Annotated in this window: 31 protein-coding genes; 19 read left to right on the top strand and 12 right to left on the bottom strand. The window is 47.5% G+C overall.

What is annotated here, in order from left to right:
• Nucleotides 1–6: 6 nt before the first annotated feature.
• The 6 genes from NIES2104_RS08765 (at nt 7) to NIES2104_RS08740 (ending at nt 5,430) form a co-directional block, all read left to right on the top strand.
• A complete protein-coding gene (locus tag NIES2104_RS08765) occupies nt 7–861 on the top strand; it encodes a hypothetical protein (RefSeq protein ID WP_059001632.1) in 855 nt (284 codons plus the stop codon).
• 38 nt (nt 862–899) lie between these two features.
• Nucleotides 900–2,486, top strand: coding sequence for an ATP-dependent DNA helicase (locus NIES2104_RS08760; RefSeq protein WP_263970933.1), 1,587 nt, complete (start codon nt 900–902; stop codon nt 2,484–2,486).
• A 30-nt stretch (nt 2,487–2,516) separates the two neighbouring features.
• Nucleotides 2,517–2,729 (top strand): DUF2839 domain-containing protein, encoded by a 213-nt coding sequence (locus tag NIES2104_RS08755; RefSeq protein WP_058997688.1) that lies wholly within the window; start codon nt 2,517–2,519, stop codon nt 2,727–2,729.
• A gap of 444 nt (nt 2,730–3,173) precedes the next feature.
• The gene (locus NIES2104_RS08750) at nt 3,174–3,524 is read left to right on the top strand and encodes a DUF1815 family protein (RefSeq protein WP_058997686.1); all 351 of its coding nucleotides are present in this window, start codon (nt 3,174–3,176) and stop codon (nt 3,522–3,524) included.
• A gap of 149 nt (nt 3,525–3,673) precedes the next feature.
• The gene (locus NIES2104_RS08745; RefSeq protein WP_058997684.1) at nt 3,674–4,555 is read left to right on the top strand and encodes an alpha/beta fold hydrolase; all 882 of its coding nucleotides are present in this window, start codon (nt 3,674–3,676) and stop codon (nt 4,553–4,555) included.
• 146 nt (nt 4,556–4,701) lie between these two features.
• Nucleotides 4,702–5,430: a glutathione peroxidase gene (locus tag NIES2104_RS08740; protein ID WP_058997682.1), complete on the top strand. Its 729-nt coding sequence runs from the start codon at nt 4,702–4,704 to the stop codon at nt 5,428–5,430.
• 24 nt (nt 5,431–5,454) lie between these two features.
• On the opposite strand, the gene NIES2104_RS08735 is transcribed toward NIES2104_RS08740, so the two are convergent.
• Nucleotides 5,455–7,002 carry a serine/threonine-protein kinase gene (locus NIES2104_RS08735; protein WP_058997680.1) on the bottom strand — a complete coding sequence of 516 codons (1,548 nt, stop codon included), beginning with the start codon at nt 7,000–7,002 and terminating at the stop codon, nt 5,455–5,457.
• 178 nt (nt 7,003–7,180) lie between these two features.
• On the opposite strand from NIES2104_RS08735, the gene NIES2104_RS08730 reads away from it, so the two are divergent.
• Nucleotides 7,181–7,465, top strand: coding sequence for a Uma2 family endonuclease (locus NIES2104_RS08730; RefSeq protein WP_263970932.1), 285 nt, complete (start codon nt 7,181–7,183; stop codon nt 7,463–7,465).
• A gap of 36 nt (nt 7,466–7,501) precedes the next feature.
• On the opposite strand, the gene NIES2104_RS08725 is transcribed toward NIES2104_RS08730, so the two are convergent.
• The 3 genes from NIES2104_RS08725 to serS all read right to left on the bottom strand — a co-directional run bounded on the left by NIES2104_RS08725 (nt 7,502) and on the right by serS (nt 9,617).
• Nucleotides 7,502–7,957, bottom strand: coding sequence for an HNH endonuclease (locus NIES2104_RS08725; protein WP_058997677.1), 456 nt, complete (start codon nt 7,955–7,957; stop codon nt 7,502–7,504).
• The gene (locus NIES2104_RS08720; RefSeq protein WP_058997675.1) at nt 7,958–8,221 is read right to left on the bottom strand and encodes a hypothetical protein; all 264 of its coding nucleotides are present in this window, start codon (nt 8,219–8,221) and stop codon (nt 7,958–7,960) included.
• Between the two features lie 124 nt (nt 8,222–8,345).
• Nucleotides 8,346–9,617: a serine--tRNA ligase gene (gene serS / locus NIES2104_RS08715; RefSeq protein WP_058997673.1), complete on the bottom strand. Its 1,272-nt coding sequence runs from the start codon at nt 9,615–9,617 to the stop codon at nt 8,346–8,348.
• A gap of 651 nt (nt 9,618–10,268) precedes the next feature.
• Here serS and NIES2104_RS08710 point away from each other — a divergent pair.
• From NIES2104_RS08710 to NIES2104_RS08670, 9 genes are all read left to right on the top strand, one after another.
• A complete protein-coding gene (locus tag NIES2104_RS08710) occupies nt 10,269–10,787 on the top strand; it encodes a phycocyanin subunit beta (protein ID WP_058997671.1) in 519 nt (172 codons plus the stop codon).
• 64 nt (nt 10,788–10,851) lie between these two features.
• Nucleotides 10,852–11,340 (top strand): phycocyanin subunit alpha, encoded by a 489-nt coding sequence (gene cpcA / locus NIES2104_RS08705; protein ID WP_058997669.1) that lies wholly within the window; start codon nt 10,852–10,854, stop codon nt 11,338–11,340.
• A gap of 183 nt (nt 11,341–11,523) precedes the next feature.
• A complete protein-coding gene (locus NIES2104_RS08700; protein ID WP_059001630.1) occupies nt 11,524–12,387 on the top strand; it encodes a phycobilisome linker polypeptide in 864 nt (287 codons plus the stop codon).
• Between the two features lie 199 nt (nt 12,388–12,586).
• Nucleotides 12,587–12,823 carry a phycobilisome linker polypeptide gene (locus NIES2104_RS08695; protein ID WP_058997668.1) on the top strand — a complete coding sequence of 79 codons (237 nt, stop codon included), beginning with the start codon at nt 12,587–12,589 and terminating at the stop codon, nt 12,821–12,823.
• A 5-nt stretch (nt 12,824–12,828) separates the two neighbouring features.
• The gene (locus NIES2104_RS08690; protein WP_058997665.1) at nt 12,829–13,653 is read left to right on the top strand and encodes a HEAT repeat domain-containing protein; all 825 of its coding nucleotides are present in this window, start codon (nt 12,829–12,831) and stop codon (nt 13,651–13,653) included.
• Between the two features lie 71 nt (nt 13,654–13,724).
• A complete protein-coding gene (locus NIES2104_RS08685) occupies nt 13,725–14,357 on the top strand; it encodes a HEAT repeat domain-containing protein (RefSeq protein WP_058997663.1) in 633 nt (210 codons plus the stop codon).
• 24 nt (nt 14,358–14,381) lie between these two features.
• The gene (locus tag NIES2104_RS08680) at nt 14,382–15,224 is read left to right on the top strand and encodes a phycobilisome rod-core linker polypeptide (RefSeq protein ID WP_058997660.1); all 843 of its coding nucleotides are present in this window, start codon (nt 14,382–14,384) and stop codon (nt 15,222–15,224) included.
• Between the two features lie 266 nt (nt 15,225–15,490).
• A complete protein-coding gene (locus NIES2104_RS08675; RefSeq protein ID WP_058997658.1) occupies nt 15,491–16,231 on the top strand; it encodes a phycobilisome rod-core linker polypeptide in 741 nt (246 codons plus the stop codon).
• Between the two features lie 87 nt (nt 16,232–16,318).
• Nucleotides 16,319–17,074, top strand: coding sequence for a phycobilisome rod-core linker polypeptide (locus NIES2104_RS08670; protein WP_058997656.1), 756 nt, complete (start codon nt 16,319–16,321; stop codon nt 17,072–17,074).
• 101 nt (nt 17,075–17,175) lie between these two features.
• On the opposite strand, the gene NIES2104_RS08665 is transcribed toward NIES2104_RS08670, so the two are convergent.
• Nucleotides 17,176–17,394, bottom strand: a complete 219-nt coding sequence (locus NIES2104_RS08665) for a hypothetical protein (protein WP_058997655.1) — start codon at nt 17,392–17,394, stop codon at nt 17,176–17,178.
• Between the two features lie 273 nt (nt 17,395–17,667).
• On the opposite strand from NIES2104_RS08665, the gene NIES2104_RS08660 reads away from it, so the two are divergent.
• The gene (locus NIES2104_RS08660; protein WP_058997653.1) at nt 17,668–18,291 is read left to right on the top strand and encodes a Uma2 family endonuclease; all 624 of its coding nucleotides are present in this window, start codon (nt 17,668–17,670) and stop codon (nt 18,289–18,291) included.
• A gap of 2 nt (nt 18,292–18,293) precedes the next feature.
• Here NIES2104_RS08660 and NIES2104_RS08655 read toward each other — a convergent pair whose 3' ends face one another.
• Genes NIES2104_RS08655 through NIES2104_RS08645 form a run of 3 tightly spaced genes read right to left on the bottom strand, consistent with a single transcriptional unit; the run spans nt 18,294 to nt 20,448 of the window.
• Nucleotides 18,294–19,172, bottom strand: a complete 879-nt coding sequence (locus tag NIES2104_RS08655) for a glycine betaine ABC transporter substrate-binding protein (protein WP_058997651.1) — start codon at nt 19,170–19,172, stop codon at nt 18,294–18,296.
• Nucleotides 19,169–19,795 (bottom strand): ABC transporter permease, encoded by a 627-nt coding sequence (locus NIES2104_RS08650; protein WP_058997648.1) that lies wholly within the window; start codon nt 19,793–19,795, stop codon nt 19,169–19,171. The genes NIES2104_RS08655 and NIES2104_RS08650 overlap by 4 nt, the downstream gene beginning before the upstream one ends.
• Nucleotides 19,783–20,448 carry an ABC transporter ATP-binding protein gene (locus NIES2104_RS08645; RefSeq protein ID WP_304608000.1) on the bottom strand — a complete coding sequence of 222 codons (666 nt, stop codon included), beginning with the start codon at nt 20,446–20,448 and terminating at the stop codon, nt 19,783–19,785. Before NIES2104_RS08645 ends, NIES2104_RS08650 begins: the two co-directional genes overlap by 13 nt.
• 249 nt (nt 20,449–20,697) lie before the next feature.
• On the opposite strand from NIES2104_RS08645, the gene NIES2104_RS08640 reads away from it, so the two are divergent.
• Nucleotides 20,698–22,974: an MASE1 domain-containing protein gene (locus tag NIES2104_RS08640; protein ID WP_058997645.1), complete on the top strand. Its 2,277-nt coding sequence runs from the start codon at nt 20,698–20,700 to the stop codon at nt 22,972–22,974.
• Nucleotides 22,975–23,029: 55 nt separating this feature from the next.
• Here the strand turns inward: NIES2104_RS08640 and NIES2104_RS08635 are convergent, their stop codons facing one another.
• Nucleotides 23,030–23,326 (bottom strand): hypothetical protein, encoded by a 297-nt coding sequence (locus NIES2104_RS08635; protein ID WP_072218043.1) that lies wholly within the window; start codon nt 23,324–23,326, stop codon nt 23,030–23,032.
• A 254-nt stretch (nt 23,327–23,580) separates the two neighbouring features.
• Between NIES2104_RS08635 and NIES2104_RS08630 the strand changes: the two genes are divergently transcribed.
• Nucleotides 23,581–25,038 (top strand): hypothetical protein, encoded by a 1,458-nt coding sequence (locus NIES2104_RS08630; RefSeq protein ID WP_058997640.1) that lies wholly within the window; start codon nt 23,581–23,583, stop codon nt 25,036–25,038.
• 359 nt (nt 25,039–25,397) lie between these two features.
• On the opposite strand, the gene NIES2104_RS32255 is transcribed toward NIES2104_RS08630, so the two are convergent.
• From NIES2104_RS32255 to NIES2104_RS08620, 3 genes are all read right to left on the bottom strand, one after another.
• Nucleotides 25,398–25,538, bottom strand: a complete 141-nt coding sequence (locus tag NIES2104_RS32255) for a hypothetical protein (protein WP_192843570.1) — start codon at nt 25,536–25,538, stop codon at nt 25,398–25,400.
• A 115-nt stretch (nt 25,539–25,653) separates the two neighbouring features.
• Complete coding sequence (locus NIES2104_RS08625) at nt 25,654–26,448, bottom strand: PD-(D/E)XK nuclease family protein (protein WP_058997638.1); 795 nt, start codon at nt 26,446–26,448, stop codon at nt 25,654–25,656.
• A 36-nt stretch (nt 26,449–26,484) separates the two neighbouring features.
• Complete coding sequence (locus NIES2104_RS08620; protein ID WP_058997636.1) at nt 26,485–26,709, bottom strand: DUF2811 domain-containing protein; 225 nt, start codon at nt 26,707–26,709, stop codon at nt 26,485–26,487.
• Nucleotides 26,710–26,964: the final 255 nt, after the last annotated feature.

The raw sequence follows: 26,964 nt of genomic DNA, 5'->3' as shown, positions 1-26,964 counted from the left end.
GCTCCAATGATGCGGAAATTTCTTGCTCTCTCGATGACGGTCGCGCTCTGTTGGACAACAGTAGGCTGCGGTAGTGCTTCTCTCGGTGATCCCGCCCGCACCCAGACGAATCGCCCCACGACTGAGGCGCGTGCCACCAAACCTTTACCGAATGGACAGTATTCGGTTCAACAAGCGACATTTGACGACGGATCTGGGGAATACACCGTTTTATTACGAGACACGCCTGCGGGAGTGAATTCATCGTTTAGAACGGAGAATTTACCCTTGGCACAACTGACCCCGGACGAAGTGAAAGCGGGTCAGAAAGCATATCTGAAGTCTGAAAACGGTCAGGTTTCACTTCACATTCCCGAAGATTTCAAGATTGAATACGTCCACAATGTCACTGAGAACGTGACTGATCCACAAACTGGACGAACTGAAACGGTTGTCGTCCGTCAAGAGCCGAATTTCTGGGCACCGTTTGCGGGCGCGATCGCAGGTCAAGCGATCGGTAGCCTTCTCTTCCGCCCTCAGTACTATGTGCCTCCCGTTTATCGTCCGGGTGTCGGTCTGACTGGTTTTGGCGGATACGGTTCTTCTTACGGTCAAGCCGTTTCGCGTTATCAGGAACGCTATCAAGCACCGCCCGCTGTTGAACGCAATCGTCAAGTTTTCCGATCGACAGGCAGACTGGGATCGCCAAGTACACGAGTGAATCGTCCTCGGATTTCTAACGATCGACCCACTGGATCGGGATATGGCACCAGTACATTGAGAAGATCGAATCGATCGACTCCGAGCCGTGTGAATCGTCCGGGTGGATTTGGTAGTGGAGTACGACCACGCTCTTCTTTCGGCAGCGGTAGAAGACGCTAAGCGTTGATTGAATCTTAAAAATCCTGTGGTGAGATAACTTGCCGCAGGGTTTTTTATGGGTGTGTCAAAATGGTGAATTAGTTCCGCAACGAGAGAAGCGTGTGATCGAGGTAGAAGTCCACCAACAACTACGTGCCTTTCTGAGAGAACAAGGCGAATTGTACTGGTCGCATCACTTAACGATGGCGCGTCTAGTTGCTCGTGCGCTTCGGATTGGTCGGAGTGCGCTGATTCAAACGGGTGCACCGTCCGATCTTCAGGGGCGTTATCGGTTGAGCTATCTCGTGCCGCTTCTGATGTGGCACGAGCCTGTGATTTTAGTCGTACCGGAAATGATCCAACAGCGGATCTTGAGAGTAGAAATACCACGACTGCGGCAGTGGATCAGTTATCCGAAGCCGATCCAAACAGGCGATCGCTGGATTTCTCCAGATTACAAAGGTATTTTGATCACGACTCCGCAAGCTTGGTTAAGCGATCGACTTCACAACGAAGGCAGATTTCCACCGGGAATTCCGACCGTGATCGATGGTGTCGATGATTTGGAAACTTGGACACGCGATCGATTGACGCTCCAGATCGAATCAGCGGATTGGGAATCGCTGATGTTAGCTTGTCCCGCTCATGTTGATTTAATCCGCGATACTCGAATTCAATTGATTCGTGCCGTTTTTCAGCATCCCGCTAATCCTTACGAATGTTACTTATTTGAGCAAGCGGAACGCGATATTTTAACTGAGTTACAGCAGCGATTAACCGAATCATTACCGTCGAATTGGGCGAAATTCTTTGAGCAATTTAATCAGAACGATCGCTTAACTTGGGTCACGATCGCCCGTCAAGCCGGACAATTTTCGCTTCATTGCGCTCCGATTGAAGTGGCTTCCTCGCTGGCTCCAATTTGGTCACAACAGCCGACCGTATTGATCGGAGGTGCGCTCGATCTCGATTCAGATGCCGCAATTTATCGATCGTCAATTGGGTTGAACGATGATTTGACGTGTTTGAAATTCGCGCTCGATCGTCAAGAAGATCTCGTCCAGCTTTATCAACCTGAAGGGATTCCGCTTCCGAATACGCCACAGTTTCAGCCTGCTCTGCTTCGAGAACTGCGATCGCTCCTCAGCGTTTCGTTCCAAGGATTTTCGGTTATTCTCGTGGGCGATACTCCGCTGAGATCTCAGGTCGGATCAATTCTGGCGGCGGAATTTGGTTCTAGAGTTCAAGTTGAGCGAACCTGCTTAGAAGAAAACGGCATTCTTGTAACCGGGTGGGAATTTTGGCGCGAGCATCAGAGTGTATTGCCCGCACCGCAAGTTTTAGCGATCGCAACTCTTCCAATTCCCTCACTCGAACATCCTTTAGTCGCGGGTCGGGTCGCTCATTACAAACAGCATCGTCAAGATTGGTTTCGGCTGTATCTGCTTCCCGAAGCGCTGGGTGAATTACAACGCGCCGTTTCTCCAGTTCGGGAAAGTCAAGGTGTGATCGCGCTCTTAGATAGTCGTGTCCTTCATCGTAGTTACGGCAGCCAAGTGTTAACGGCACTCAGTCCATTTGCTCGAATTAATTATCTTGATGCCACCTTATTTAGTAATGTAGGCGACGAGACAAACGCGATATGATCAACACACGACCTTAATTAATAAAAAACTATGGGAGAAGCAAAACGTCGTAAAGAATCGCTAGGTGAAAACTACGGCAAAGAACCTACGATCGCGCCTTGGTTTCCAGTTACCAAAACGCAATCTCAGAAGTTTGTGCAGTGGACATCGACTGGAGCTTGGGCGGGAATTGCCCTCTTAGTTGTTGCTTGGATTGTCGTTCGATTTGTGGGTCCAGCGGCGGGCTGGTGGCAGGCAAATTAGTCGTTATTTTTGGTTAGAAAAAAAGCATCATTTTGTTGAAACAGGGGGATCAATTGATCCCCCTTATTGTTGTCATAAAACTTATGTATTGTTTCTACGAAATCTATCGATCGATTTACTCCACTTTCCTGATCCCCTCATTAGAATGTGCATAGCTTAAACAAGACTGGCTCCTGATTTTCAATCCTGCTTCATGCAACAACTGTTCAAATTTCGTTCAAGGAAATTGGTACAAAAGATTAAGAATTCTTTGGTTTCTTAGACTTGTTGCGTTCGCTACTTTGGCTTCAGATCCAGTCAGTTACGATAGCTAATGTATCAGATGTATCCGATTTAACATTGGGTACACTATGACCTTCAGAAACTGCGGTATATCATCAAGGAAATGTTCGGTAAATTCTTAAGAGAAGGTTTAGAATTGTTTGTGGTGATTGGAGGGCAATTGTGTTCTTACGACTAGCAGAGCAACACCGTCAATTTGTTCAAGACTTGGTGATGAATCTCCAAGCCTTAGCAACCGTATTAGAGAATCGGGGCTATTTGGCTTCTTGCTACACCTGTGGCGGTCAAATGAACAGCGCATCGTTCATGGTGAGTTTGGGAAATAACCACCTGATTCGGTTTTTGGTATCCGACTACGGAATCACCTGGACAGAAATGCGCGACGATCGAGAATTGATGAAACTAGAGGGCGCAGAAGCCATCAACCAACTTCAAGAACTCGCCAATCTAGTGAAGTATCAAATTAAACCGTCTGATTATCGCCCGATTGCGCCGATCGAAAGCTTGCGATAGGCTGAATTCGTTGAACTGTGAGTGATTCCCTCGTTTCTGTTGGTACGCTTTCAATGAGATAATTCAGCAGAAAGCGAGGTGCGTCTATTCACACAGCCCGATGCTCCTCATCAACGTAGAATTTCGTGGCTGGTGTATAGAAGGCGACTATGACCGACTCAAATTGGCAGCATCAATTCATTGAAGCCAATCAAATCCGATTGCACTACGTGACTCAAGGAGAAGGCGATTTAGTCCTCCTGCTGCACGGATTTCCTGAGTTTTGGTATTCGTGGCGGTTTCAAATTCCTGCCCTTGCAAGACATTTCAAAGTCGTTGTTCCCGATCTCAGAGGCTATAACGATTCAGAAAAGCCAGAGAGCGGCTACGATCTCGACACTTTAAGTTCAGATATTCGCAGTTTAATCGATCAATTAGGGTACTCCCGCGCTCACGTTGTCGGGCACGATTGGGGTGGTGCGATCGCGTGGCGATTTGCTCAAAAATTTCCGAATTCGCTCGATCGTTTAGCTCTTCTAAGTGCTCCCCATCCGCAGCGATTTACGAAAGATTTACTCAGTAATCTCGATCAACTCCGTCGAAGCTGGTACGTTTTGGCGTTTCAAGTTCCGACCCTTCCAGAGTGGCTGATTCAACTGAACATGACCGCCTTCATTCAAAGTATGTTTCAAGAACAAGCTGTGCGAAAAGGGGCATTTACTCAGGACTTGATTCATAAATATCAGGCGGCACTTCAGAAACCGGGCGCAATTCGTGCAGCCGTGAATCATTATCGACAGTTATTTCTCTCTGGGCATTGGGTGAGAGATTGGATGCGATCGCCTGATCCGATTTCGGCTCCGACTTTAGTTCTCTGGGGAGACGAAGATTCGATTCTCAGTCCAAAACTAATGGATGGGATCGAGAATTGGATCACGGCTCCATTCAAATTCAAGCTGATTCCACACTGTGGACACTGGATTCAGCAAGAAGCACCCCAAACCGTGAATCGGGAATTGATCGAATTTTTGAGAAGTCCCGCTTGGGCTTAAGTCAGTTTTTCTAGCGAACAAGTAAGAACTAACGTGCGATCGTAAATTTTTGCTTTTGCAGCAGTTGTCATGTCAACAATTTACTTGACAAGTCGAACTCATTCCGAGTACGCTTTAGAAGTAGTTGACTCAAGAAAGAGCCGCATATGTTCGCCAACCGAGAAGGGCAAAAAGTTCCGGATGTTACATTCCGTACCCGTGAAGACAATCAATGGGTGAGTCTTACCACACACGAACTATTTTCTGGCAAAACAGTGATTGTGTTCTCACTTCCAGGCGCATTCACACCAACCTGTTCATCAACGCACGTTCCAGGCTATAACGAACTCGCAAAAATCTTCAAAGCGAATGGTGTAGATGACATTATTTGCATTTCTGTGAATGATGCGTTTGTCATGAACGAATGGTGCAAAGACCAAAAAGCCGACAACGTGAGAATGATTCCAGACGGAAACGGCGAATTCACTGACGGCATGGGAATGTTGGTAGACAAAACTGATCTAGGATTCGGTAAGCGCTCATGGCGCTATTCGATGCTGGTAAAAGACGGCACGATCGAGAAAATGTTTATCGAACCCGATGAACCCGGCGACCCGTTCAAAGTCTCTGATGCCGATACGATGCTGAAGTACGTCAACGAACATGCAGAAAAGCCGAAAGCGATTTCGTTGTTTACTAAAATCGGCTGTCCGTTCTGTGCGAAAGCAAAACAGATGTTAAGTGAGCATGATTTCGATTACGAGGAGATTGTCCTCGGTCGCGATGCGAGTCCTCGTACCTTGCGTGCGATGACTGGAGCTTCTACAGTTCCACAAGTCTTTGTAGACGGCGTTTTGATTGGTGGTTCTGAAGAATTAGCAGCATATTTGGGATAATCCAAGCCTCAGTTCTATTCGCGCTCAGGTCAACGCTTTGATCGTTTGAGCGCGAGCTAGATCCTCGATCACTTTCGGTTTAATCTTTTCAAATTCAGCTTTCAGCAAATCTTTACTGATCGCAGCTTTTCCCATCGAAGCCCAAGTCTGACTTGTCAGCATCCATTCGAGAAGCTGCGATCGCTGTAGGGCTGAAAGTTGAAGTGGCATCACATAGGCGCAATGATGCGGATCTTCGATCGCAAAAAACAAAATGTAATAGCTTTGCTTTTCGATTAATAGCTTCGTCAGCTTCTGCCCCTGATCCGTTTTCAAATCTAGGAAACACTTCAACCACCGCGGATTACCATCTTTGTGCTGAAGCTGGTTATACAACGCTGTCACCCACATCAGGACAGGATGCGGCGATTGAATGCACAGAAACGTTTTGAAAAACCGATTGTACAGTTTTCCAATCTGAATGTTCTCGATCTCCTGCTGCGGCAACATCACCCAAATCGTGGCTGAAGTTTCCCGTTTGGTTTCGAGGATGTGCGGAAAGACAATTTGCGCGATCGGCTTATCTCTGGGCCAAGTCGTAAGCTGACACGCTTCATCGGGCGAAAGATCATCTGCGTTTCGAGCCGGAGCTACGATAGGTCTTCTAAGTAACGCTTCCCCGATCCGATAGCTAATTTGGCGAGTGGCATTGTATCGCTGTTCTAATGGCTCTAAACCTTTAAGAATATCCTCGATCGTTTGCGGGCGGTCTTGCGGCAATTTTGCCAAACAACTCATGACCAGCAACTCTAAAACTTTGGGTACTTTTGCGTTTGGATTGACCTCTGAAATCGTCTGAGGCGGTTGAAAATGATGCGTTTTGTACCAACTCCCAAAAGAATGGGTATCCGCTTGAAGCGGCATCTTTTCGGTCAGCATCTCAAAGAACATCACGCCCAAACTATAAATGTCCGATCGTGAATCAAGTTCCCGTCCTTCCATTTGTTCGGGCGACGAATACGCTAGCGTTCCCATGTAAGAGCTGGTCTGACTTGCATCGGTTTGCAGCAGCTTAGAAATCCCAAAATCAAGAATCTTTACCAGTTCCCCATACCCTGAGTCCTGCGTGACTAGAATGTTGCTCGGCTTGATGTCTCGGTGAATAATGGGATAGAGATTTCCATCGATCGTAATGCCTTGATGAGCGCACTGAATCGCCGCACAAATCTGTCGCGCTAAGTTCAAAAATCGAGGCAAAGGAAGATTTTGAGCGCTAATGATCTCGCTTAAACCATTACCTTCCAAATATTCCATCACATAGTAAGGCACTTCCTGATCATCAACTCCGTAATCCATCACGCGGACAATGTGCATACTTTTGGTGCTGAGGAGCGCACAAGTCCGAGCCTCACTCCGAAAACGATCGCGCATTTTCCGAGTCAGCAAGGTTTGAGACAGAAATTTCACGGCAACGATCACGCCGCCCAATAAAACGTCTTCTGCTTTGTACACTTGCCCCATCGCACCCCGTCCCACTAGCTGAATCAGTTGGTAACGGTTTGAGAGTAGTTGTCCGATTCTAGGGTCAGTCATGCGCCGAGAGAGTCAACGAGATGGCTTCAGTATGGACACTTGCGCCTTTGAAGTAACTTTATGAAGTCATCTCTTTCTGTCCGTAGAATTCCTCATTCTGGTTTATCGATACAATAAAGCCAATCCGCACAAGGAACAGTCTCATGAGCCAATTACACACTCAAGTGCAGATGGAAGCTTGGATTCCGATCTCTTGGCAGAAGTTCATCGCGATCGCGGTGAGAAACGATTGCTGTACGAGTCGCTGGGCGTAAAAGAGTACTGGATTATCGATGTGCAGAATGCCAGTATCTGGGCGTTTGCGATCGCCGATCGAGGAAGTCGGCGGATTGATCAATCTCTCGTGCTGCCAGGTTTAGAGATTGCGCTGTTAGAAGAGGCGTTTCGTCGCAGTCGTGAGATGAATCATGGCAAGGTCAGTGCTTGGTTAATGAGTCAATTTCAGTCTGGGCTGGAAGATTGAATGCTCTAGGTAGAAGTGACGGGAGGTTGCTAACAATCATAAAGTGAAGGGTTGGATCGGATCGTCGCTAGGCGGATGTCTTCCAATTTGCAGATCAGCGGCTCGAATGTTGATTACTCGGAGTCGATTTAAATCTAAAGCCGCGATCGTTGCTCGTCCGGTAGCCGTTAATCCAAGGATTCTAAGTCCATCGGGTGACCAGATGAAGTGTTCGCTCCATTGATCGCGACGAGGATTAAACAGCAAAACAACTTGCTCAGTTTGTGGATCAAGACAATTCGTTTGGTCAGTTTTCCTGCGATTGCAGTGGAAGCAAGAGAGTGCCAAATTATTTGGATCGTTGGTTCCGCCTTGAGCGATCGGGAGAAGATGATCGATCGTGAACTGAACATATTGCCATTGTTCGGAAGCGTGACAGAATTCGCAGAGGAAGTTGGCGCGGGTTCGGACCTGTTGCTGAAGCTCGGCGGAAAGCTTTCGACGAGAAGACATTTAAGCGGACTGGTTCAGATAAAGATTGCGGATTGTGCGATTGACGAAGCTTAAGTAATCGTTGATCGCTTCGTAGTGATCGAGTTCCTGGTTTTCTTCTGGTGTGAGGTTTTCGATTTGCTGTTTGTCGAGTAAGGTTTCGATGCGGTTTTGTACACTACTCGAAGCTTTGAAAATGGGAATCCCTTCTGTTAATTCGATGCGGACGGCTCCTTCGATCGGAAATGTAGCGGGAAGATTTTGTAAGGCTGGAAGCAGGGACATAGGATGTGAGCGCGATCGATAGGTTGCTACTATTTTGGCTTAAATCGTGGGGGAAGAAGCGCGATCGCGCCTTGTGAATTTCTGCCTTGAAGTCGGTCAAGTCGCGACCGTTTTAGGAGATTGTCTAAAGCACTTCTCGCCCTAAATACGGCTGCAATGCTTCTGGAATTTTCACGGTTTCATCTGTTTGCTGGTAGTTTTCGAGAATGGCTGCCATTGTTCGCCCGATCGCTAATCCTGATCCATTCAGCGTATGAACAAACTGCGTTCCTTTCTGTGCCGCTCCCTTAAATCGAATGCTGCCTCGACGCGCTTGGAAGTCCATAAAGTTCGAGCAGCTAGAAATTTCTCGATAGGTTCCCGCAGAAGGCAACCAAACTTCGAGGTCATAACATTTTGCTGCCCCGAATCCTAAATCTCCGGTACAAAGCTCAACTGTGCGATAAGGCAGTTTCAACGCCTCTAGAATCGCTTCTGCATTCTTCACTAAGCTTTGATGTTCCTGCTCAGATGTTTCAGGATGCACGAGCTTGACTAGCTCAACTTTGTTGAATTGATGCAGTCGAATTAAGCCGCGTGTATCTCTGCCGTAACTTCCGGCTTCCCGACGAAAACAAGGTGTGTAGGCACAGTGATAAATCGGTAGCTGTTCAGCAGAAATGATTTCATCACGATATAAGTTCGTGACTGGAACTTCCGCAGTTGGAGCTAACCACAGATCGTCATCGGCACATTTGAAACTTTCTTCGGCGAATTTGGGTAGCTGTCCGGTTGCGGTCATCGATCGAGAATTAATCAATACTGGAGGAATCACTTCCACGTATCCCGCTGCAATCTGCTGATTCAACATGAACTGAATCAATGCTCGTTCCAACGCCGCACCCGCACCCATCAGAATCACGAATCGGCTTTGAGCAATTTTCGTCGCTCGTTCGGTGTTGAGAATTCCGAGCTTCTCAGCAATTTCGTAATGGGGAAGAACTTCGATCGACGGTTTAAATTCATCGCCCCACCGCTTCACCTCGACATTCTCGGTTTCATCTTTGCCGATCGGAGTCGTGTCACTCGGCAAATTCGGAAACGTCAATAATAGCGTCTCAATCTGGTCGCGAATTTCCTTCTCTCGCGGCTCTAATTCGCTCAATTTTGCCTTAATCGAATTTCCTTCATCTCGAAGCGGTTGAACTTCAGGATTTTTTGGATCGGCTTTCATCATTTGACCGACGAGTTTCCCGATTTCGTTACTTCGGGCTTGGAGTTGCGATCGCTCGACCTCTAATTCACGACGCTGCTGATCGAGCGACGCGATCGCAGAAATGTCATAACTCCCGCCGCGCTGATTCAGTTTAGTTTGCACAAGATCAGGATTTTCGCGAATTAGCTTTAGGTCTAGCACGATACAACATCCAAAATGGCTCCTCAACTAGGATACATCGGGGATTGAACGGCGAGAAATGCGATCGCGTCTCAGAAAACAAATTCCGTCTTAACAATCCGAAATAATATTTCTGCTAAATTTCTCAATCTTTCTTTACAAGCTTCAGCTTTGCTTGTATCTCTGAAAAGCTCTACAAATCAATCACCGGGTGCTTTCTGAGAATCTTAAGAAATCATTAACTTAACAAAACTACATAAAAATAGCTCGATCGTTCTCAGAAATGCAGGAAAAATTAAGCTTCAACCCTCGATAAACCCTTGTTTAGCAACACTTTCGACGAATATTTCGTTGAGCGTGATACAAATCAACAACTTGTAACAAACTGAGGCACTCCAGCATTGTATAAAAGGAAATCGAAGGGGAAAACACACAAAACAAACCCGCTTAAAACACTATCTGAATGGGATTCGCGCTTTCTCATAGAAATGTGACATTCTCTCAGATTTCTTAAAAAACTCAACTTGATCGAGTTTAATGAGAAACCAATTCTGTAAAATTCAGACAGTGGGGTGATGTGCGCTCCTTGCAATCAAACCTCCAAATGGCTTCAGTAACACCTTCCAGTTCTGAACCAAACCGAACTCATACCCAGTTTTTAGGAGAATTCCAATGTTAGATGCTTTCGCAAAGGTGGTCTCTCAGGCTGATGCCAAAGGCGAATTCCTCAGCACCGGTCAGCTCGACGCTCTGACCTCAGTGGTTCGTGATGGCAGCAAGCGCCTTGACACCGTGAACCGCATCACCAGCAACGCATCGACGATCGTTGCAAACGCGGCTCGTGCATTGTTCGCAGAACAGCCCCAATTGATCGCTCCCGGCGGAAACGCTTACACCAACCGTCGCATGGCAGCTTGCCTGCGCGACATGGAAATCATCTTGCGCTATGTGACCTACGCAACCCTCGCAGGTGATGCAAGCGTCCTCGACGATCGTTGCTTGAACGGTCTGCGCGAAACCTACCAAGCACTGGGCGTTCCTGGTGGTTCGACCGCTGCTGGCGTTCAAAAAATGAAAGAAGCTGCACTCGCACTGGCAAACGACCCCAACGGAATCACCAAAGGTGACTGTTCGCAATTGATGTCGGAAGTTGCTTCCTACTTCGATCGTGCGGCTGCTGCTGTTGCTTAGTTTCTGAGCGACTCCAACTCTTTTACTTTTTCAAAAACGATAAACCCAAAGGGAGAGACTGACAATGAAGACCCCGATTACTGAAGCGATCGCTGCTGCGGATACCCAAGGACGTTTCTTGAGCAACACTGAACTCCAAGCAGTGAACGGACGCTTTGAGCGTGCGGTTGCTTCGATGGAAGCGGCTCGTGCATTGACCACCAACGCACAAAAACTGATCGACGGTGCTGCAAACGCGGTGTATCAGAAGTTCCCGTACACCACCCAAATGCAAGGTTCGCAGTATTCTTCGACCCCCGAAGGTAAAGCAAAATGTGCTCGTGACATCGGCTACTACCTCCGCATGGTGACCTACTGCTTGGTTGCAGGTGGAACGGGTCCGATGGATGAGTACTTGGTTGCTGGTTTGGCTGAAATCAACCAAGCATTCGAGTTGTCTCCTTCTTGGTACGTGGAAGCGCTGAAGAACATCAAAGCAAGCCACGGTCTGAGCGGACAAGCTGCAAACGAAGCAAACACCTACCTCGACTACGCGATCAACGCGCTGAGCTAATTTAGCTTCACCTTGCCCGGAAAGGTATGCGGTTCGCTGGCAAGTGCTGGCTATTGTTTACCCTTCCGGGCATTGTTTTATCAAAATTTGGGTTAGCGATCGGCGATCGGTTTTCTCAAAGCTGATGGCTGGATGCTGACGCAAAGCTTAAATTCACGTTCGCCGTTGTTTTGGGAGAAATCGATGGCTATTACAGCAGCAGCAGCGCGGTTGGGTACTGCGCCTTTTCAGGAAACCCCCAAGGTGGAATTGCGCCATCCTTGGACAGAAGATGATGTGGAAGCAGTGGTTCGTGCTACTTATCGTCAGGTGTTGGGCAATGACTACCTGATGAAGTCGGAGCGGTTGACGAGTGCAGAATCGCTGTTACGCAACGGCAAGATCTCAGTCAGAGAATTTGTCCGCGCCGTGGCGAAATCAGAATTATATAAAGAGAAGTTTTTGTATAACAACTTCCAGACCCGCGTGATCGAGCTAAACCACAAGCATTTGCTGGGTCGCGCTCCGTTCGATGAGTCGGCAGTGGTCGAACACTTGGATATCTACGAAACTCAAGGGTTCGATGCGGAAATCGATTCTTACATTGATTCCGAAGAGTACGAAGCCAACTTTGGTGATAACGTGGTGCCGTACTATCGGGGCTTCCAGTATGAGACTGGAGCAAGAACGATCGGATTTACGAATCTGTTCCAGTTGTATCGCGGTTATGCGAACAGCGATCGCGCTCAAGCGGCTGGAAAGAATTCTCGCTTAGCGCGGAATTTGGCGAAAAATACGTCGTCGTCGATCGCGTCTCCGTCTCAGGCAGATGGCGGCTGGTCGCACTTTAGCGCGTCGGATGATCTCGCTCCGAAGAAGGCTCTGGGCGGATCGTATGGCGAAAGCGGTCGGATCTTTCGGGTGGAAGTGGCAGGTGTGCTGTCACCGGGATATCCGAAGGTTCGCCGATCGAGCACAGCTTTCCTTGTGCCTTATGAGCAGCTCTCGAATAAGATGCAGCAAATTCAGCGCACCGGCGCGAAGATCGTGAGCGTTACGCCTGCGTAAATCTGTGGGTTTGGATGGTTGCCCTAGCGAATGGAATTCGCGGCTATACAAACAAAGTCCGCCTGCGCGGACTGGAGAAGCCAAGAAGTTCTTTAACCTGCGAAGGCAGGTTTCGTCTGTGTAGCCGCGAATTCTATTCGCCGGGCATCCAATCATTCAGAGTTTTTTCTTAAATCTCAACTCTAAAGGAGTCTTAACCATGTTCGGTCAAACCGCAGTGGGAAGCGCCGCAAACACTCCATCGGGCGCACGTGTTTTTCGGTATGAAGTGGTGGGTTTGCGTCAAAACGACCAAACCGATCGCAATAACTATGAAATCCGTAATAGCGGCAGTGTGTTTATCACGGTTCCTTACAACCGCATGAACGAAGAAATGCAGCGGATTACCCGTCTGGGTGGTCGCATCGTTAACATTGAACCGCTAACGGCTGAGTAATTATCGTGCTTGAATCTAATTCTGAACTTGAACCGCAACCAGGAGCCGAACCGTTAACGGTCGAAAGCGCGATCGCGAACCTGTCGAGTCCCGATACGAGTTTGCGATACTACGCGTCTTGGTGGCTGGGGAAATTTCAGATCAAAGATTCAAGAGCGATCGACGCTTTGATCCAAGCGTTGGAAGATGGAGACGATCGAACCGAAATGGGCGGCTATCCGCTGCGGCGAAATGCGGCGCGGGCGTTGGGAAAATTAGGCGATCGTCGAGCGGTTCCTGGGCTGACTCGCTGCCTTGAGTGTGATGATTTCTACGTCCGGGAGTCAGCGGCTCAAGCCCTGGGATTACTTGGCGATTCGTCGTGTGTTCCTCAATTAATGGCATTGCTCAAGGGCGGGATTGAAGCGGCTCAGTTTGTTCCGGGTCGTCCGCATTTAGTACAGCCTGTAGAGGCAGTATTAGAGGCATTGGGCGCATTAGGAGCAACTGAAGCGATCGATCTCGTTCGTCCGTTTCTCGATCACTCGGTGGCACGAGTTCAATACGCTGCGGCGCGATCGATGTACCAGTTAACTCGCGATCCAATTTACGGGGAGCGACTGGTTGAAGCGCTACAGGGGAACGATGTGCAACTGAGACGATCGGCGTTAGCGGATTTGGGTGCGATCGGATATCTTCCGGCAGCAGACGCGATCGCGGCATCTCCAGTAGAAAACAGCTTTAAGCTGCTGTCTTGTAAAGGTTTGCTCGATTATCATCTAGGCGAAACGGATGATCCGATGTCTCCAGATGCAATCAAGCTCATGACCCTCATGGATAACTTACTGTGAACTGGTAAGCGGTGATTCGGAAGCGAGACAATCGAGATCGGATCGCCAAAGTGCCCCCTCACGAGGATTCTATGATTGCAACTGATCCCACAATTCAATCGTTGATTAATGCAGTCGAAGCCGCAGACTCTCCCGCCAAATTGGTTGGAGCCGTTCACGCTTTGGCAAATGTGCGATCGACTGAAGCCATTCCGACGCTAATTCGCGCTCTAGGGTTTAACAATCCGGGTGCAGCATTAGCGGCGGTTTCTGGTTTGGTAGCGTTGGGTGAAGTCGCAATTCCCGAATTGTTAGCTCAAATCGATGGCTATAACTACGGGGCAAGAGCTTACAGTTTACGCGCACTTGCCGCGATCGCTGATCCACTCGCCTTAAATGTTTTGATCAAAGCTGCTGAAGCCGATTTTGCTCCGAGCGTCAGACGAGCGGCAATCAAAGGATTGGGACAAATCCGCTGGCAACAACTTGAACCCACAGCCCGCGAATCTGCTCAATCTCAAGCTTTAAACACGCTTTTATTTGTCGCTCAAGATGTCGATTGGGCGACTCGGTACGCCGCGATCGTCGGGTTACAAAGCTGGCTCAATTCTGCGGATTTGGTCGATCGATCTCGTGCAATTGCTCAACTCGATCGATTACTGCAAACTGATTCCGATGGTGCGGTTCGAGCGAGAGCCGCCCTTGCGAAACAGCAACTTTCGTAAGTTCACTTTATTGGGTTTCTCCTAATGGCAATCCCACTTCTCAAAGTAAATCCCAAAACTCAGAATCAGCGAGTCGATGGATACGATGTCACTGATGAAGATGATCCGGTGATTTATCGCTTAACCGATGCGCGATCGTCAGAAGATGTCGATCGGATTATCTGGGCAGCGTATCGCCAGATTTTTGCTGAACACTTAATTCTCAAGAGCAACCGTCAGGTTTTCCTCGAATCGCAACTGCGGAATCGGAAAATTGGTGTCGCTGACTTTGTTCGTGGCTTGGGTAAGTCCGACATTTACCGTGAGTTGGTCGCTGAAACGAACTCGAACTATCGCTTGGTGGATATTACCCTGAAGCGGTTTTTAGGACGGGCATCGTATGGTCGGGATGAACAGATCGCGAAATCGATCGTGATTGCGACTAAAGGTTTACACGGCTTCATTGATGAACTTGTCGATGGCGAAGAATATCGCGAGAACTTTGGTGATGACATTGTTCCTTATCAACGTCGTCGGTTAGAAGGTCGTCCGTTTAACTTGACGAATCCGCGCTATGGCGATTTCTGGCGCAATCGGTTGTTAGAGCGGGAATTGGCAACTCGATCGTACTATCAAGTTCGCAGCTACAACGCGGGCGATCTCGATAAAGAAGTGATTCGCCAAGCGATTCCGTTCACGTTCTTGAATATGGCACAAAGCCTGAGTACGCCTCACCTCGATACGCAACGTCACGTGGCGCGGGCAACATCGAGCGCGGTCAAAGTACCGGATTCGAGTCGTGAAGCGGCTGAGGTGACAAAACCGACGGTCAGCCGTCCGAAGGTGAACTTACCTTATAGCTACATTCCGGGCACTACGAAAGTTTAAGAGGAGGTTTGAAGGTTCTTCGTTTGTTGCAACACCCGCCCTGAAATGAATTTCGGGCTAATCGGCGAAAGTCCTTTAAAAAGGACTAAGAAACTGAAACTTGTTCTGAGTCTACTTCAGTAGACTTTCCACGGTTAGCCCGAAATTCATTTCAGGGCGAGACGCAATCGAAGCGAAGAAACTCTTCAAATACCCGCTACCAAGTGCCTTGAATGCCAGCAACCTTGCTAAGCGCGATCGCCACACCCATTTACCCTTGATTAACCATGTCGATTCCCTTACTTGAGTACAAACCCTCCTCGCAAAACCAGCGAGTCGATGGGTACGAAGTTCCAGGCGAAGACACGCCGTACATTTATCGGCTCGAAGATTCTATCGATCAAACCGATATCACCGACCTGATTTGGGCGGGTTATCGTCAAGTGTTCAGCGAACACGTCATTTTACAGAGCAGCCGTCAGAAAAATCTTGAATCACAACTAAAGAACCGAGCGATTACCGTTCGCGACTTTGTGCGCGGATTGGCGAAATCGGAAACCTTCAGAACCCTTGTGATCGAGAAAAACTCGAACTATCGTTTGGTCGATATTGCTCTGAAGCGCTTACTCGGTCGATCGGCGTACAACAACGAAGAAACGATCGCTTGGTCGATCAAAATCGCCACTCTTGGCTGGGATGGTTTCGTGGATGCACTGGTCGATAGTGAAGAGTACGCGACTGCGTTTGGCGATAACACGGTTCCTTATCAGCGTCGTCGTTATAAAGGTCGTCCGTTTAACTTGGTGACTCCGAGCTATGCGGACTACTGGCGCGATCAGGAAGAAACGAGCCGCTACAAGTGGGGCGATATTAACAACTTCCGGGATTTGGCTCGATCGCTCAATATCAAAACCGTCGAACATAAACCCGTATCGACGGCAAACATCGCGATTCCTGACATGACCCGCGAACTCGCTGGTAGCACTCCCGCCTCGATCAGTACCTCATCGAGCTTCCCGTTACGCTAAACGTGTCCCAGACACGAGATAATAAGCGTAGCAATGAGATCATTTCTTCAAAGTCTTGCTGTTTATTAATACGAGGGAGATTCTGACATGGCATTGCCATTGTTAGCTTACAAGCCGACCACCCAAAACCATCGGGTAAAAAACTTCGGCATTGCTGACCAAAACGAAGACACGCCTTACATCTATCGAATCGAGGATGTAAGCTCTGTAACCGACATGGAAGCTCTGATCTGGGCTGCTTATCGTCAAGTGTTCAGTGAACATGAAACGCTGAAGTTCAATCGCCAAATTGCGTCTGAATCTCGTGTGAGAAATGGTGCAATCACGGTGCGCGACTTCATTCGTGAATTGGCAAAATCCGAGCGCTTCTACAGCACGGTTGTAGAAGTAAACAACAACTATCGCTTAGTGCAAATCTGCCTCAAGCGGTTCTTGGGTCGTGATTCTTACGATCGAGATGAAGAAGTCGCTTGGTCGATCGTGATCGGTACCAAAGGCTTCGATGGATTCGTCGATGCACTGTTGGATAGCGAAGAGTACACAGACGCATTTGGTGACTATACCGTTCCTTATCAGCGTCGTCGCATGGAAGCGCGTCCGTTTAACTTGGTTACCCCTCGTTACGGTGAAGACTTCCGCGAAACGGCGGGAACGGTGAAGAACGATTGGCAGTTTGTGGTGAAGAACTACTACTCCAAGAAGTCGCAAGAGCGCAATCTACCCGAAGGTGATCCGCGTCGCTTCCTCAGTGTGGCAGCCGCGATCGCACCGAAGTCTAACTATGGTAGCGTTTCCACTTCTGAAGACTACATGAGCAAAGTGCCGAACCGCAGCCGTCGTTAAGATTGGTGCGATCGCGCTTGAACTGTGGGCTTAATTTTCGATTGCAGTCTGTCTTAGATGGATTGGAATCGAGAGTTAAGCCCACTTGTTTTTGAGAAAATTCAAGTCAAATCATTGTTCGTGCCTGTGTGCATTTTCCGCAGGATTGCCGTTTGCATCTTGGCTTCAAAATCAGGATCATCGACGGATGTAATAATTTCGCGCGGACGATCGCCAAGACGATCCAAATAGGCTCGAAGCGCCATCTTGTCTTCACGATGCTTGAGAAAGTATTGCTTCAATTCCTCATCGGACATCGCCGCATAATTAACTTGACTCATCAGAATACCTCTCCAGTTGGCGTAATTTGGAATTCCAAATTTTCAGTATTTCCAGCCAAAACGTACAAATTGTTTGTGCGATCGTCAATACAGACAAGGTGTACAGGCTGAAGCATAATGTACGTTAACCAATAACTAAGACGGTATAATCCTCTCAATTGGGCATCGGTTGGCATTAAAATTACTCACTCCACATACCCTGATATTACCATCCACCAAAAAATCAATTGTTCAGACCAGTATGATCGGATTAACGTGCATTGGTCGATCGAGATGATTCAAGCCCTGAAAAAACCCGTCAGTTTTGATCAGTTCCTCGAATGGTATCCAGAGAACTCAGAGTTTCGATATGAATTACGTCGTGGAGTCATTGTCAAAGTGCCAAAGCCAAGAGGAAAACATTCGGATATTGCAGGATTTCTCTCGATCGAGGCTGGTATCTTAATTCGGCAATTAAATTTACCCTTTTTCGTTCCGAAAGAGTGTGTTGTAAAAGTCGATCAGATCGAAGATGAGGGCGAATCTGCGTACGAACCCGATGGAATTGTTTTAGATCGTCGTGAAATTGCTAATGAACCGAGGTGGGAAAAATCATCTGCGATCGAAAACAGCAAAACGATCAAACTCATCATCGAGGTTGTCAGTACGAATTGGCGCGACGACTATCACACGAAATTTGCAGCTTACGAAGCTTTAGGCATTCCAGAATACTGGATTGTGGACTATGCAGCACTCGGAGGACGGAGATTTTTAGGCAATCCAAAACAGCCCACGGTTTGGGTGTGTGAATTAGTGGAAGGGGAATATCAGATGACTCCATTTCGGGGAAACGATCGCATCATTTCCCCGACTTTTCCAGAGTTGCAATTGACCGCTGCACAAGCCTTTCAAGCTTAGTTCTATTTCGACTTGAGAAACTCTTGAACCACTTGTTTTACGTCTTCTTTCTTACCATCGACGCGATAGTTCAACTCTTGCATTGTCTTGTCAGAAATCAATCCGCCAAGCTGATCTAACACTTCTCTGAGTTCTGGATGTTTTTGATAAGTTTCGCGTCGAACAACTGCGGCGGCTTCATAAGGTGGGAAATAACGCTTATCGTCTTTCAAAATGGTTAGATCGAGCGTTGAAAGTAGACCATCGGTGGTGCTTCCAGCGACGATATCGACTTCTTTGGCTTGCAGCGATCGATACAACAATCCCAAATCCATCACCTTCGGCTGTGATACCAGTTTGAGATTGTAAGCCTTTGCAAGTCCCGGAAATCCATCCTCACGATTGAGAAATTCAGGACCAAAACCCGCACGCCATTTGGGTGTGTAGTTTGCTGCTTGCGAAAGGGTTTGAAGGTTTAACTTTCTAGCATCGTCTCCACGAATCACCATTGCAAAAGAGTTATTAAATCCAAACGGCTTTGTCCAAAGTAACTGGAAATCTCGCTCAAATCGACCTTGTACGGTTTCCAAAACTTTCTTGGGGTCGCTTTCTGCACCCAGTTTTAGAATTGCACCGTAAGCGGTTCCGGTGTATTCAGGATAGATATCGAGTTCGCCTTTTTGAATGCCCGTTAAGCAGACAAATGTGCCGCCTAAATTGAATTTACGATCGACCTTTATATTTGTTTTTCGCTCAATTTGTTGCGCTAAGATTTCGCCTAAAATAATCTGCTCGGTAAAGTTCTTCGAGCCAATCACGATCCGCTCGCCGCCACCTTGACAAGCGACGATCGACACCATTAAACAAAGTGCTAGAAGTCCGAGTGCAAGAAATCTTTTCATCTTTTGATTGTTAACCGTCTTTCAATCCAACCTAATCCCCAATCCGCACCCAATGCCACGATCGCGGCTGGAACTGCCCCAGCCAGAATAAGCTGATTATCTACGATCGCGACTCCTCGAAAAATAAATTCGCCGAGTCCTCCCGCTCCGATCGCTGATGCAATTGTAGCGAGTCCCACTCCGATCACGGTTGCAACTCGAACACCTGAAAGAATCACACCCATCGCTAACGGTAGCTCGACTTGAAATAGGAGTTGGCGATCGCTCATTCCCATTCCTCGCCCTGCTTCTCGAACTGCCGGATCGACGTTGTTAATTCCCACAACGGTATTGCGAATGATCGGAAGCAAGGAATAGAGAATAAGAGCGACGATCGCAGTTTTCGCGCCAATTCCCCCAATGATCGGAATCGGGAGCAAAAATCCAAACAATGCCAAACTGGGAACCGTTTGCATGATATTCGCAAATCCTAGAATCGGTTTGCCTAAACTGGGACTGCGAGTAATTAAAATTCCCAAAGGAATGCCGATGAGAATCGCGATCGATGTCGCCGTTCCAACTAAAAACAAGTGCTGTCCGAGGCGTTCTAGAATCTCAGCGCCGTATCGGGTTAGGAATTCCATACGTTTAAAAATGCTTGGGCTTCGGGATGGGTCGATCGAGCAAATTCCTGTGGCGTTCCGAGTTCTACTAGCTGTCCTGCCTGCATTAATCCGATCCGCGTTCCTAGCTTAAAGGCTTCCTGAATATCATGCGTCACGAACACGATCGTTTTTCCTAACTGGCGCTGCAATCGGAGAAATTCTCGCTGAAGTTCTGCCCGTGTGATGGGATCTAATGCTCCGAATGGTTCATCCATCAATAACACCGGAGGATCAGCCGCTAATGCTCTCGCGACTCCGACCCGTTGCCGTTGTCCACCGGATAGCTGATGTGGATAGCAATTCTTGAAGCGTTGCGGCTCTAATCCGACAAGCTCTAATAGTTCAGTTACGCGGCTTTCAATGCGATCGCGTTCCCACTTCAGCAGTGAGGGAACGACCGCAATGTTCTGCGCCACGGTGAAATGCGGGAATAATCCGATTTCTTGAATCACGTAGCCGATTTGTCGTCTGAGTTCGATCGCATTCCAAGCGGTTGTCGATCGACCGTTCACCCGGACTTCTCCAGCAGTGGGCGTTAATAATCGATTGATCAATCTCAGCGTCGTTGTTTTTCCGCATCCACTCCGACCCAGTAGCACCAGCGTTTCGCCTGAAAAAATGGTAAAACTCAAATCAGAAATAAGTTGCCTTTGATTTAATTGGTAACAAACTTGACAAAACTCGATGATGCTCATCTTAGGTACACACTAATTTGGGGAAACACGACGGTAAAACTGATCTCCTTCACCCAGTTGGGGGAAGTCATCAAAGCGGTATCCCTTTTAATTTAGGGTAGTCGGTGTTCCTGAATTTCGTTGACTAAGCAGACCTTCAGACACGGAGATTGGAAGCATGGCAAGCCTCAAGCGTCTTCTTGTGCCATGTGGTTGAAGCAGACTCAATGGGTACCCACACTATTCGCGATCGCACTGGTTGCCATCGTCTATTTTGTCAGTGCCAAGCTTGCTTTTACCTTTGTCCAACTCGATGCCCAAGCTCAAGCTTCGGTGCTGTATCCGCCCGCTGGAATCGCCCTTGCAGCAGTGATGTTGCTAGAACGCTTCTCCTGGATTGGTGTTTTTGTGGGTGCGACTCTGTTTGGTCGATCGCTCGATGGAGTGAGTTGGATCACTGCGATCGTGGCAGGACTGGGAAGCACTCTAGAAGTCTTGGTCGCGGTTGGGTTACTTAAACGGTTGGGATTTCGGCGATCGCTGCGTCGCGTTCGGGATGTGCTGGCGTTTGCAAGCATTGGAGCGGTACTCGCACCGAGTTTGAATGCGACAATCAGCACGATCAATGGCTATCTAGCTGGCATTGTTCCCAGTGCTGAGATTTCCGGGAACTGGATGGTGATTTGGTTGGGCGATGCGGTTTCGATTTTGGTGCTGACTCCAGCGATCGTGGTGTGGGGCAGTCGATCGGTTCAAATTCCGAGGTCTTGGAGTGAACTGCGGCGGGAGGTCAAAAAGGCTCTATTACGGCAACGGGTGATCGAGTTCGCGGTTTGGTTAGGGTTGATTGTAATGTCTAGCTGGATGATTTTAAATTCTCCATTGGCTCAGGTTCCTACTTCGGCAACGGGGACAATGGCAACAATTCGAGGGGCGGTGTCTCCGATTCTGCAATATTCGCCGTTTTTATTTATTGTCTGGTCGGCGTTGCGGTTGGGTCAGCGGGGCACAGTCGTCTGTTTGTTGATTGCTTCGTTTGTTTCGATATGGGGTGTGTCCCAGAACTATCGCTATTTTGGGGAATCGAACAGTGAGACGCTGCAAAATGCACTGTTTCAGATTCAGATCTTTATTGGAGTGATGGCGACGATCGCACTTGTATTGGCGGCAGCGATCGCAGAACGGCATCAGGTCGAATCGTTGCTAAGACAGCGAATCGAGCAGGATCAATTCTTGGCAGAAAGTACGCTGCGAATTCGTCGATCGCTGGATGTTAAAGAGGTTTTAAATACAACGGTGGCGGAAGTTCGATCGTTTTTGAATGCCGATCGAGTGTACATCAGTGTGTTTGACGAGCAAGGCTTTGCGGAGATGGTGGCGGAATCGGTAGCACCTCAATGGAGTCCGATGTTAGGAACGCGATCGCCTCGTCCGATTCTTCCCGATATTCAACAGGTTTTTACTCAAACTCCAATTCGCGTGAATCCAGATTCGGAGAAGACTGAGACGAGTGAGTTTCTCCAAATTTACTATCGGATGTACCAAATCAAAGCGAGTATTGGCATTCCAATCTACCAGGATGGGCGATTGTTTGGGGTGTTGAACGTGGATCAGTGCGGTGCACCGAGACAATGGCGATCGTTTGAGGTGGAATTACTCGAACGATTAGCAACTCAGGTAGAATTGGCGCTGCAACAGGGTCGATTGTATGAAAAAGTGCAAGGATTTGCTGCGGATTTGGAAACTCAGGTGCAGGATCGCACCGCAGAATTGCAGCAACGAATGTTAGAACTGCAATCGTTGAATCAAGTGAAAGATACCTTAGTTCATGCCGTCACTCATGATCTGAGAACGCCTGTGATTGGGATGTTGATGGTGTTAAAACGATTGCAATCAAAAGCAGAAGATACGATTTCGCTTTCTCGATCAACGCTCGATCGCATTGTAGACAGTAGCAATCGCCAGCTTGAACTGATTAGCTCGCTGCTCGAAGACTATTCGCATGAACCGCAGAAAGTTGTGATTAGTCCGCAGTCGATTTCTTGTTCTGAAATGGTTAGTCAAACTTTAGCTGAGCTAGAACCGTTATTGTCTCAGAATCGAATTCATCTGAATAATCAAATCCCAGATAATCTACCGCTGATTTCTGCTGATCCGACTCAGTTTAGAAGAGTTTTGGATCACTTAATTACAAATGCGATTAAACATAATCCGCCTGAAATTACCTTAACGTTGCGGGCTGAAGAAGTGGGGGCTGAGGTGAAATGTACGATCGCGGATAACGGTGTCGGAATTTCACCCGATCAGTGTCATCAGTTGTTCAGAAAACCTTATCTTCGAGGATCACAGAATCAGCATCGAACGGGATTAGGACTCGGTTTATTTCTGTGTCATCAAATCATTGCAGGGCATCGGGGACAGATTGAGATTTCGAGCAAACTGGATCAGGGGACAGCGGTTTGGTTTAGTTTACCGATCGCATAAAAAAGCTCGATCGAACAACACGATCGAGCCTCTCAGCACAACACTGAAATCTGATTTAATAGTCTAAAAACAGCGTATTCAATGCTGAATCAGGAGCAGAATTTTTTGAAACCGGAGCGAGTTTAGGCGCTGATGCTTGCGTTGTCTGCTGCATTTCTGCGACTTGACTTTCGAGAAATGATAGACGTTTTTGAATGCGATGCCGACGTTGGTCGATCGAGTCGAGTTCGTATTGAAGCCGTTTTTTCTCGATCGCTAACTTGTACAGATTGAGATAAGCCGTAGCTTCCGTTTGGGGACGGGGCATCGTGCTGATCTTGGGGCGGGAATCAGTCAATGAGGTAGGACGCATAAAAACACCTGTGTGTAAGTTGGAAAACTTACGTCATCTCTTCGTTCGCATAGGACAGCAAATCTCGCTCACGACGGGGTTGAGTTCCGTAAGTCTCATGTCCTTAGAGTGCCTCAATCTTTTTATTTTTTAACAGGTAAACTTCATCTCTTTTTCATATTGAGTGAATTGCGCTTTCTCGATCGAATCGTGTTAGTTTAGTACACAAATACTATGATTAGTCAAGTGCTTAAACCTTGGCTAACGATTTTGTGATGCAAACACCATTGTCTGTCGATACGGTTTTAGTCGATCGCTTTTGCATTCTGAAAGTTCTACATCAGAGTGCGGCAGGTTGGGTGTATTTGACAATTGATCAAGCGACAAAAGGTTTCTATGTTTTAGAAGAAGTTCCAGTGATTGATCCAGCAGCGTTACTTGTTTTGCAGGAACAATTTACGGAACTATTCGCTGCTTTGAAATTGGCATATTATCAAGGTGCGATCGCAGATCTCGATCGTCTTTTTCTCGTTCGTGATTATGTAGAAGGTCATTCTTATCGCGAATTGTTCGAGCAGAATCGCATTTTTTCAGAAAAGGAAGTTCTCCGGTTCTTAAAGCAGGTTTTATTATTATTGCGATCGCTACACCGCAAAGAAATCGCACATCAGAATTTAACTTTCAATTCAATCATTCAGCGGTTAGATGGCTCGTTAATGCTGGTTGAATTCACACAAGCAAGCTTTGTAGAGCAAGAATTTGATGTGGATCTGTATCCGTTGGCGATGATGTCGATCGTGCTTCTGACCGGATGCGAACCGAAAGAACTCTATGACGAAACAACTCAAATTTGGAAATGGCATCATCGCGCAGAAGTGCAACCCCGATTCATGCAAGTTCTCGATCGAATGCTTTCTCCACATCCACAACAGCGCTATCCTTCTGCTGCGAAAGTCCTCCAAGCATTGTTCTCACCGCCGGATTTTGCATCGATCGTGTTTACCTTTGTGCTAATCGGGCTTGCTGCAATCTCTGCTTATCGATTGATCAATCACATCTCAGATTTGCAGCCTGCAATGGTAACGCCTTCAATTGCTGTAGATGCTGCACCCACACCAAAAGAAACCACACAACAAAGAGCAAAAAGATTAGGACTCCGTGATGATGTTCTAAGCTTGATTGTTAAAGAATCTGGTGGGACGATCGAGCAATTGCTAGATCAATTAGAACCTCTGAGCCAAGAAGCTCGAAGTGGAATCGGAGCCTATAAGCGTGCAAACTATGATAGATGGCTGTCGGATGCGAAAGTGAGTCAAAAAGCGATCGAGCTTCTCACAGACTACCAATTCGTTCTGCGTTTTCCTGAGCAGAAAGGAAAAGGAATCAATCCGAGAACATTCGGGCAGATTTGGTATGCGATCGCTCGCGATCAAACGAAGGTAAAACCCGAAACCTTCTCGTCTCCGGCAAGTGAAACGTTGAAAAATGGAACAGGTAAGATTTATCGCGCTGCATTTAAGCAAGGACAAACGATCAAGCTGAACCTTAAATCAGATTCAGTCTCCGTTTGGATCTTTGCGGGTGATACTACATTGATCAAAAACTTCAGCCAATCGACTTGGACGGGAAAAGTTAGTCGATCGAGCAACTATGAAATTGTGATAGTTCCAAATACGATCGGGACGGCTGACTATGAATTGTCGATCGAGACTAGCTCAACTTCTTCAAAATAGGCTGATGCTGGGTAGTTCGTTGAATCGAGCTACAGCGCAGATTTGAGTAAGCAACTGCACCATAACCGCTATAGGTTCGATAGTCCCGGTAGATTGAAATCAGAAACGGAAGATTAGAAGACTTTCTAGAGTAAGCAATAAAGCGATTCATTGTTTACACACCATTGTTTAATTGAATAGCGATCGTGATAGTCATTTCAAAAGTCTGATTGAGAAGTATCGTTCTATTGATTGTTTGAAGATGTTTGAGGAGTGTAGAAAGGCTCTTCGCTCCGATTGTCTCCCGCCCTGAAATGAATTTCGGGCTAATCGGCGTAAGTTCTTTGAAAAGAACTAAGAACCTAAAACTAGCTCCGAGTCTACTTCAGTAGACTTTCGTCGGTTAGCCCGAAATTCATTTCAGGGCGGGCTGTAGCAGCGAACGAGAATTTTTCAAACATCGTCTTGAAGAAGTATCGATAATTGTGCTGTTTGTTGATCGCTTGAGAATTGTCATTCATTGCATTCTCCCGACCCGAATTCCATTCCGGGGCAGGACAGCAACGAGAGCGAAAAGACTTTGCAGACTTTCCACCCAACCTCCAACGCAAACACTCACCCTACAATCCATCACCCTTACAATCCCAATGCAAGCTGCAACTCAGGAGTCGCGCTCATCGTTGTCGGCAACGGAGCCGGATTCACACTCAACGCGGGACAATAGCGGGAATAAGCACATCGATCGCACTGTTTCCCTGGCGTGGGTTCCCATGTTTCGTCATGTCGCAAACGGACTGCTAAATCTGAAATCACCGCTTGCACTTGCTTCTTATGACGACGAGTTGCCCGATAGCGAACCTTTTCGCCCGTTCGCAAATGCAGCAAAGTAAGATACTTCAGACTTTGTTGATACGTCTGCTCCAACGCCAGATAATACAATCCGATCTGCAAATCCATCTCATCAGACTCTGGAACTTTCAGATCGCGACTCGACTTGTAATCGATTAGCTCCAAACCATCATTGAGATAATCAATGCGATCGTATCTTCCCGTAATGCAGAATTCGAGGCTTTCGACTCTCAGAAACGCCTGAATTCGTCCTTCAACAGCTAACGGCTGACGCAACGATGGAGCATTCAAAATGAACTTCTCATAGTAGCGCTCAAGAATCGATCGACCATCTTCAATTTGACCCGGAGTTAAACCCGTGGAATGTTCTTCCCAACAGCGATGAATCCAGTGTAAATCGGGTGTGGCTTCGTGGTAGTGCCAATCCCGATAGACCATTGCTAAAGCTTGATGCAATGCAGTTCCTAACGCTGCTGAACCGAAGAAATCACTGGTGGTCAGTCGCCGCTCGTACCTCAAGTAGTACGCATATGGACAGCGACTATACGACTGAAGTTTTGTGGCAGAAATCTGGTAAGGCATGATTCGTGGCAAACAAGGTTATAGAGCGAAAATCGGTTAAATCTGTTCGACTGGACGCTTGAAGATGGAGTCCAGGTAAATCCGAGCGGTTGCACGATCGGTCTGACGTTCACTCGCCGGACGATTTTGCAACAAGAACAATGACAAAGCAGCAGACATCACCCGATCTTGATCCCAATCGGGACGCGAATCGAGGAACGATTGAAATGATTGATGCAATGCTTCAGGAATTTCGACGAAAAGACTAATGTTGCTATCCATATCCATCAAACCTCAAAAATGAATCGCAGTATGTGAATTCCAACCGTCCGATTTCTGCAAAAATTTGCAACAAAAATCTACGCCAGTTCGATCCGGTTTCTCAATCTCCAACTTGTGGAAATCCTGTGTCGCCGTTCGTCTGAGCGCTTTCGGTTAGTCGCTACATTCTGCGCGATCGCGTTCAGAAGATCAACATCAAGAAACGTAAAAATCGCTTGCTAGATCAAAATTACTGAACGGTAGAATCAGTGTTTC

The organism is Leptolyngbya sp. NIES-2104 (assembly GCF_001485215.1).
GTDB lineage: Bacteria > Cyanobacteriota > Cyanobacteriia > Leptolyngbyales > Leptolyngbyaceae > Leptolyngbya.
The sequence above is the reverse complement of the archived record's forward strand: the minus strand, read 5'-3'. Positions and strand labels throughout refer to the sequence as shown.

Excerpts from the sequence above, each read along its gene's own strand:
- NIES2104_RS08680 (WP_058997660.1), top strand. The coding sequence starts at position 14,382 with ATGGCAATCCCACTTCTCAAAGTAAATCCCAAAACTCAGAATCAGCGA.
- NIES2104_RS08700 (WP_059001630.1), top strand. The coding sequence starts at position 11,524 with ATGGCTATTACAGCAGCAGCAGCGCGGTTGGGTACTGCGCCTTTTCAG.
- cpcA (WP_058997669.1), top strand. The coding sequence starts at position 10,852 with ATGAAGACCCCGATTACTGAAGCGATCGCTGCTGCGGATACCCAAGGA.
- NIES2104_RS08670 (WP_058997656.1), top strand. The coding sequence starts at position 16,319 with ATGGCATTGCCATTGTTAGCTTACAAGCCGACCACCCAAAACCATCGG.
- NIES2104_RS08725 (WP_058997677.1), bottom strand. The coding sequence starts at position 7,957 with ATGTCTTCTCGTCGAAAGCTTTCCGCCGAGCTTCAGCAACAGGTCCGA.
- NIES2104_RS08640 (WP_058997645.1), top strand. The coding sequence starts at position 20,698 with ATGTGGTTGAAGCAGACTCAATGGGTACCCACACTATTCGCGATCGCA.
- NIES2104_RS08625 (WP_058997638.1), bottom strand. The coding sequence starts at position 26,448 with ATGCCTTACCAGATTTCTGCCACAAAACTTCAGTCGTATAGTCGCTGT.
- NIES2104_RS08755 (WP_058997688.1), top strand. The coding sequence starts at position 2,517 with ATGGGAGAAGCAAAACGTCGTAAAGAATCGCTAGGTGAAAACTACGGC.
- NIES2104_RS08720 (WP_058997675.1), bottom strand. The coding sequence starts at position 8,221 with ATGTCCCTGCTTCCAGCCTTACAAAATCTTCCCGCTACATTTCCGATC.
- NIES2104_RS32255 (WP_192843570.1), bottom strand. The coding sequence starts at position 25,538 with ATGAATGACAATTCTCAAGCGATCAACAAACAGCACAATTATCGATAC.
- NIES2104_RS08695 (WP_058997668.1), top strand. The coding sequence starts at position 12,587 with ATGTTCGGTCAAACCGCAGTGGGAAGCGCCGCAAACACTCCATCGGGC.
- NIES2104_RS08740 (WP_058997682.1), top strand. The coding sequence starts at position 4,702 with ATGTTCGCCAACCGAGAAGGGCAAAAAGTTCCGGATGTTACATTCCGT.
- NIES2104_RS08630 (WP_058997640.1), top strand. The coding sequence starts at position 23,581 with ATGCAAACACCATTGTCTGTCGATACGGTTTTAGTCGATCGCTTTTGC.
- NIES2104_RS08735 (WP_058997680.1), bottom strand. The coding sequence starts at position 7,002 with ATGACTGACCCTAGAATCGGACAACTACTCTCAAACCGTTACCAACTG.
- NIES2104_RS08635 (WP_072218043.1), bottom strand. The coding sequence starts at position 23,326 with ATGCGTCCTACCTCATTGACTGATTCCCGCCCCAAGATCAGCACGATG.
- NIES2104_RS08665 (WP_058997655.1), bottom strand. The coding sequence starts at position 17,394 with ATGAGTCAAGTTAATTATGCGGCGATGTCCGATGAGGAATTGAAGCAA.
- NIES2104_RS08650 (WP_058997648.1), bottom strand. The coding sequence starts at position 19,795 with ATGGAATTCCTAACCCGATACGGCGCTGAGATTCTAGAACGCCTCGGA.
- NIES2104_RS08620 (WP_058997636.1), bottom strand. The coding sequence starts at position 26,709 with ATGGATAGCAACATTAGTCTTTTCGTCGAAATTCCTGAAGCATTGCAT.
- NIES2104_RS08745 (WP_058997684.1), top strand. The coding sequence starts at position 3,674 with ATGACCGACTCAAATTGGCAGCATCAATTCATTGAAGCCAATCAAATC.
- NIES2104_RS08710 (WP_058997671.1), top strand. The coding sequence starts at position 10,269 with ATGTTAGATGCTTTCGCAAAGGTGGTCTCTCAGGCTGATGCCAAAGGC.
- NIES2104_RS08675 (WP_058997658.1), top strand. The coding sequence starts at position 15,491 with ATGTCGATTCCCTTACTTGAGTACAAACCCTCCTCGCAAAACCAGCGA.
- NIES2104_RS08655 (WP_058997651.1), bottom strand. The coding sequence starts at position 19,172 with ATGAAAAGATTTCTTGCACTCGGACTTCTAGCACTTTGTTTAATGGTG.
- NIES2104_RS08660 (WP_058997653.1), top strand. The coding sequence starts at position 17,668 with ATGATTCAAGCCCTGAAAAAACCCGTCAGTTTTGATCAGTTCCTCGAA.
- NIES2104_RS08685 (WP_058997663.1), top strand. The coding sequence starts at position 13,725 with ATGATTGCAACTGATCCCACAATTCAATCGTTGATTAATGCAGTCGAA.
- NIES2104_RS08765 (WP_059001632.1), top strand. The coding sequence starts at position 7 with ATGATGCGGAAATTTCTTGCTCTCTCGATGACGGTCGCGCTCTGTTGG.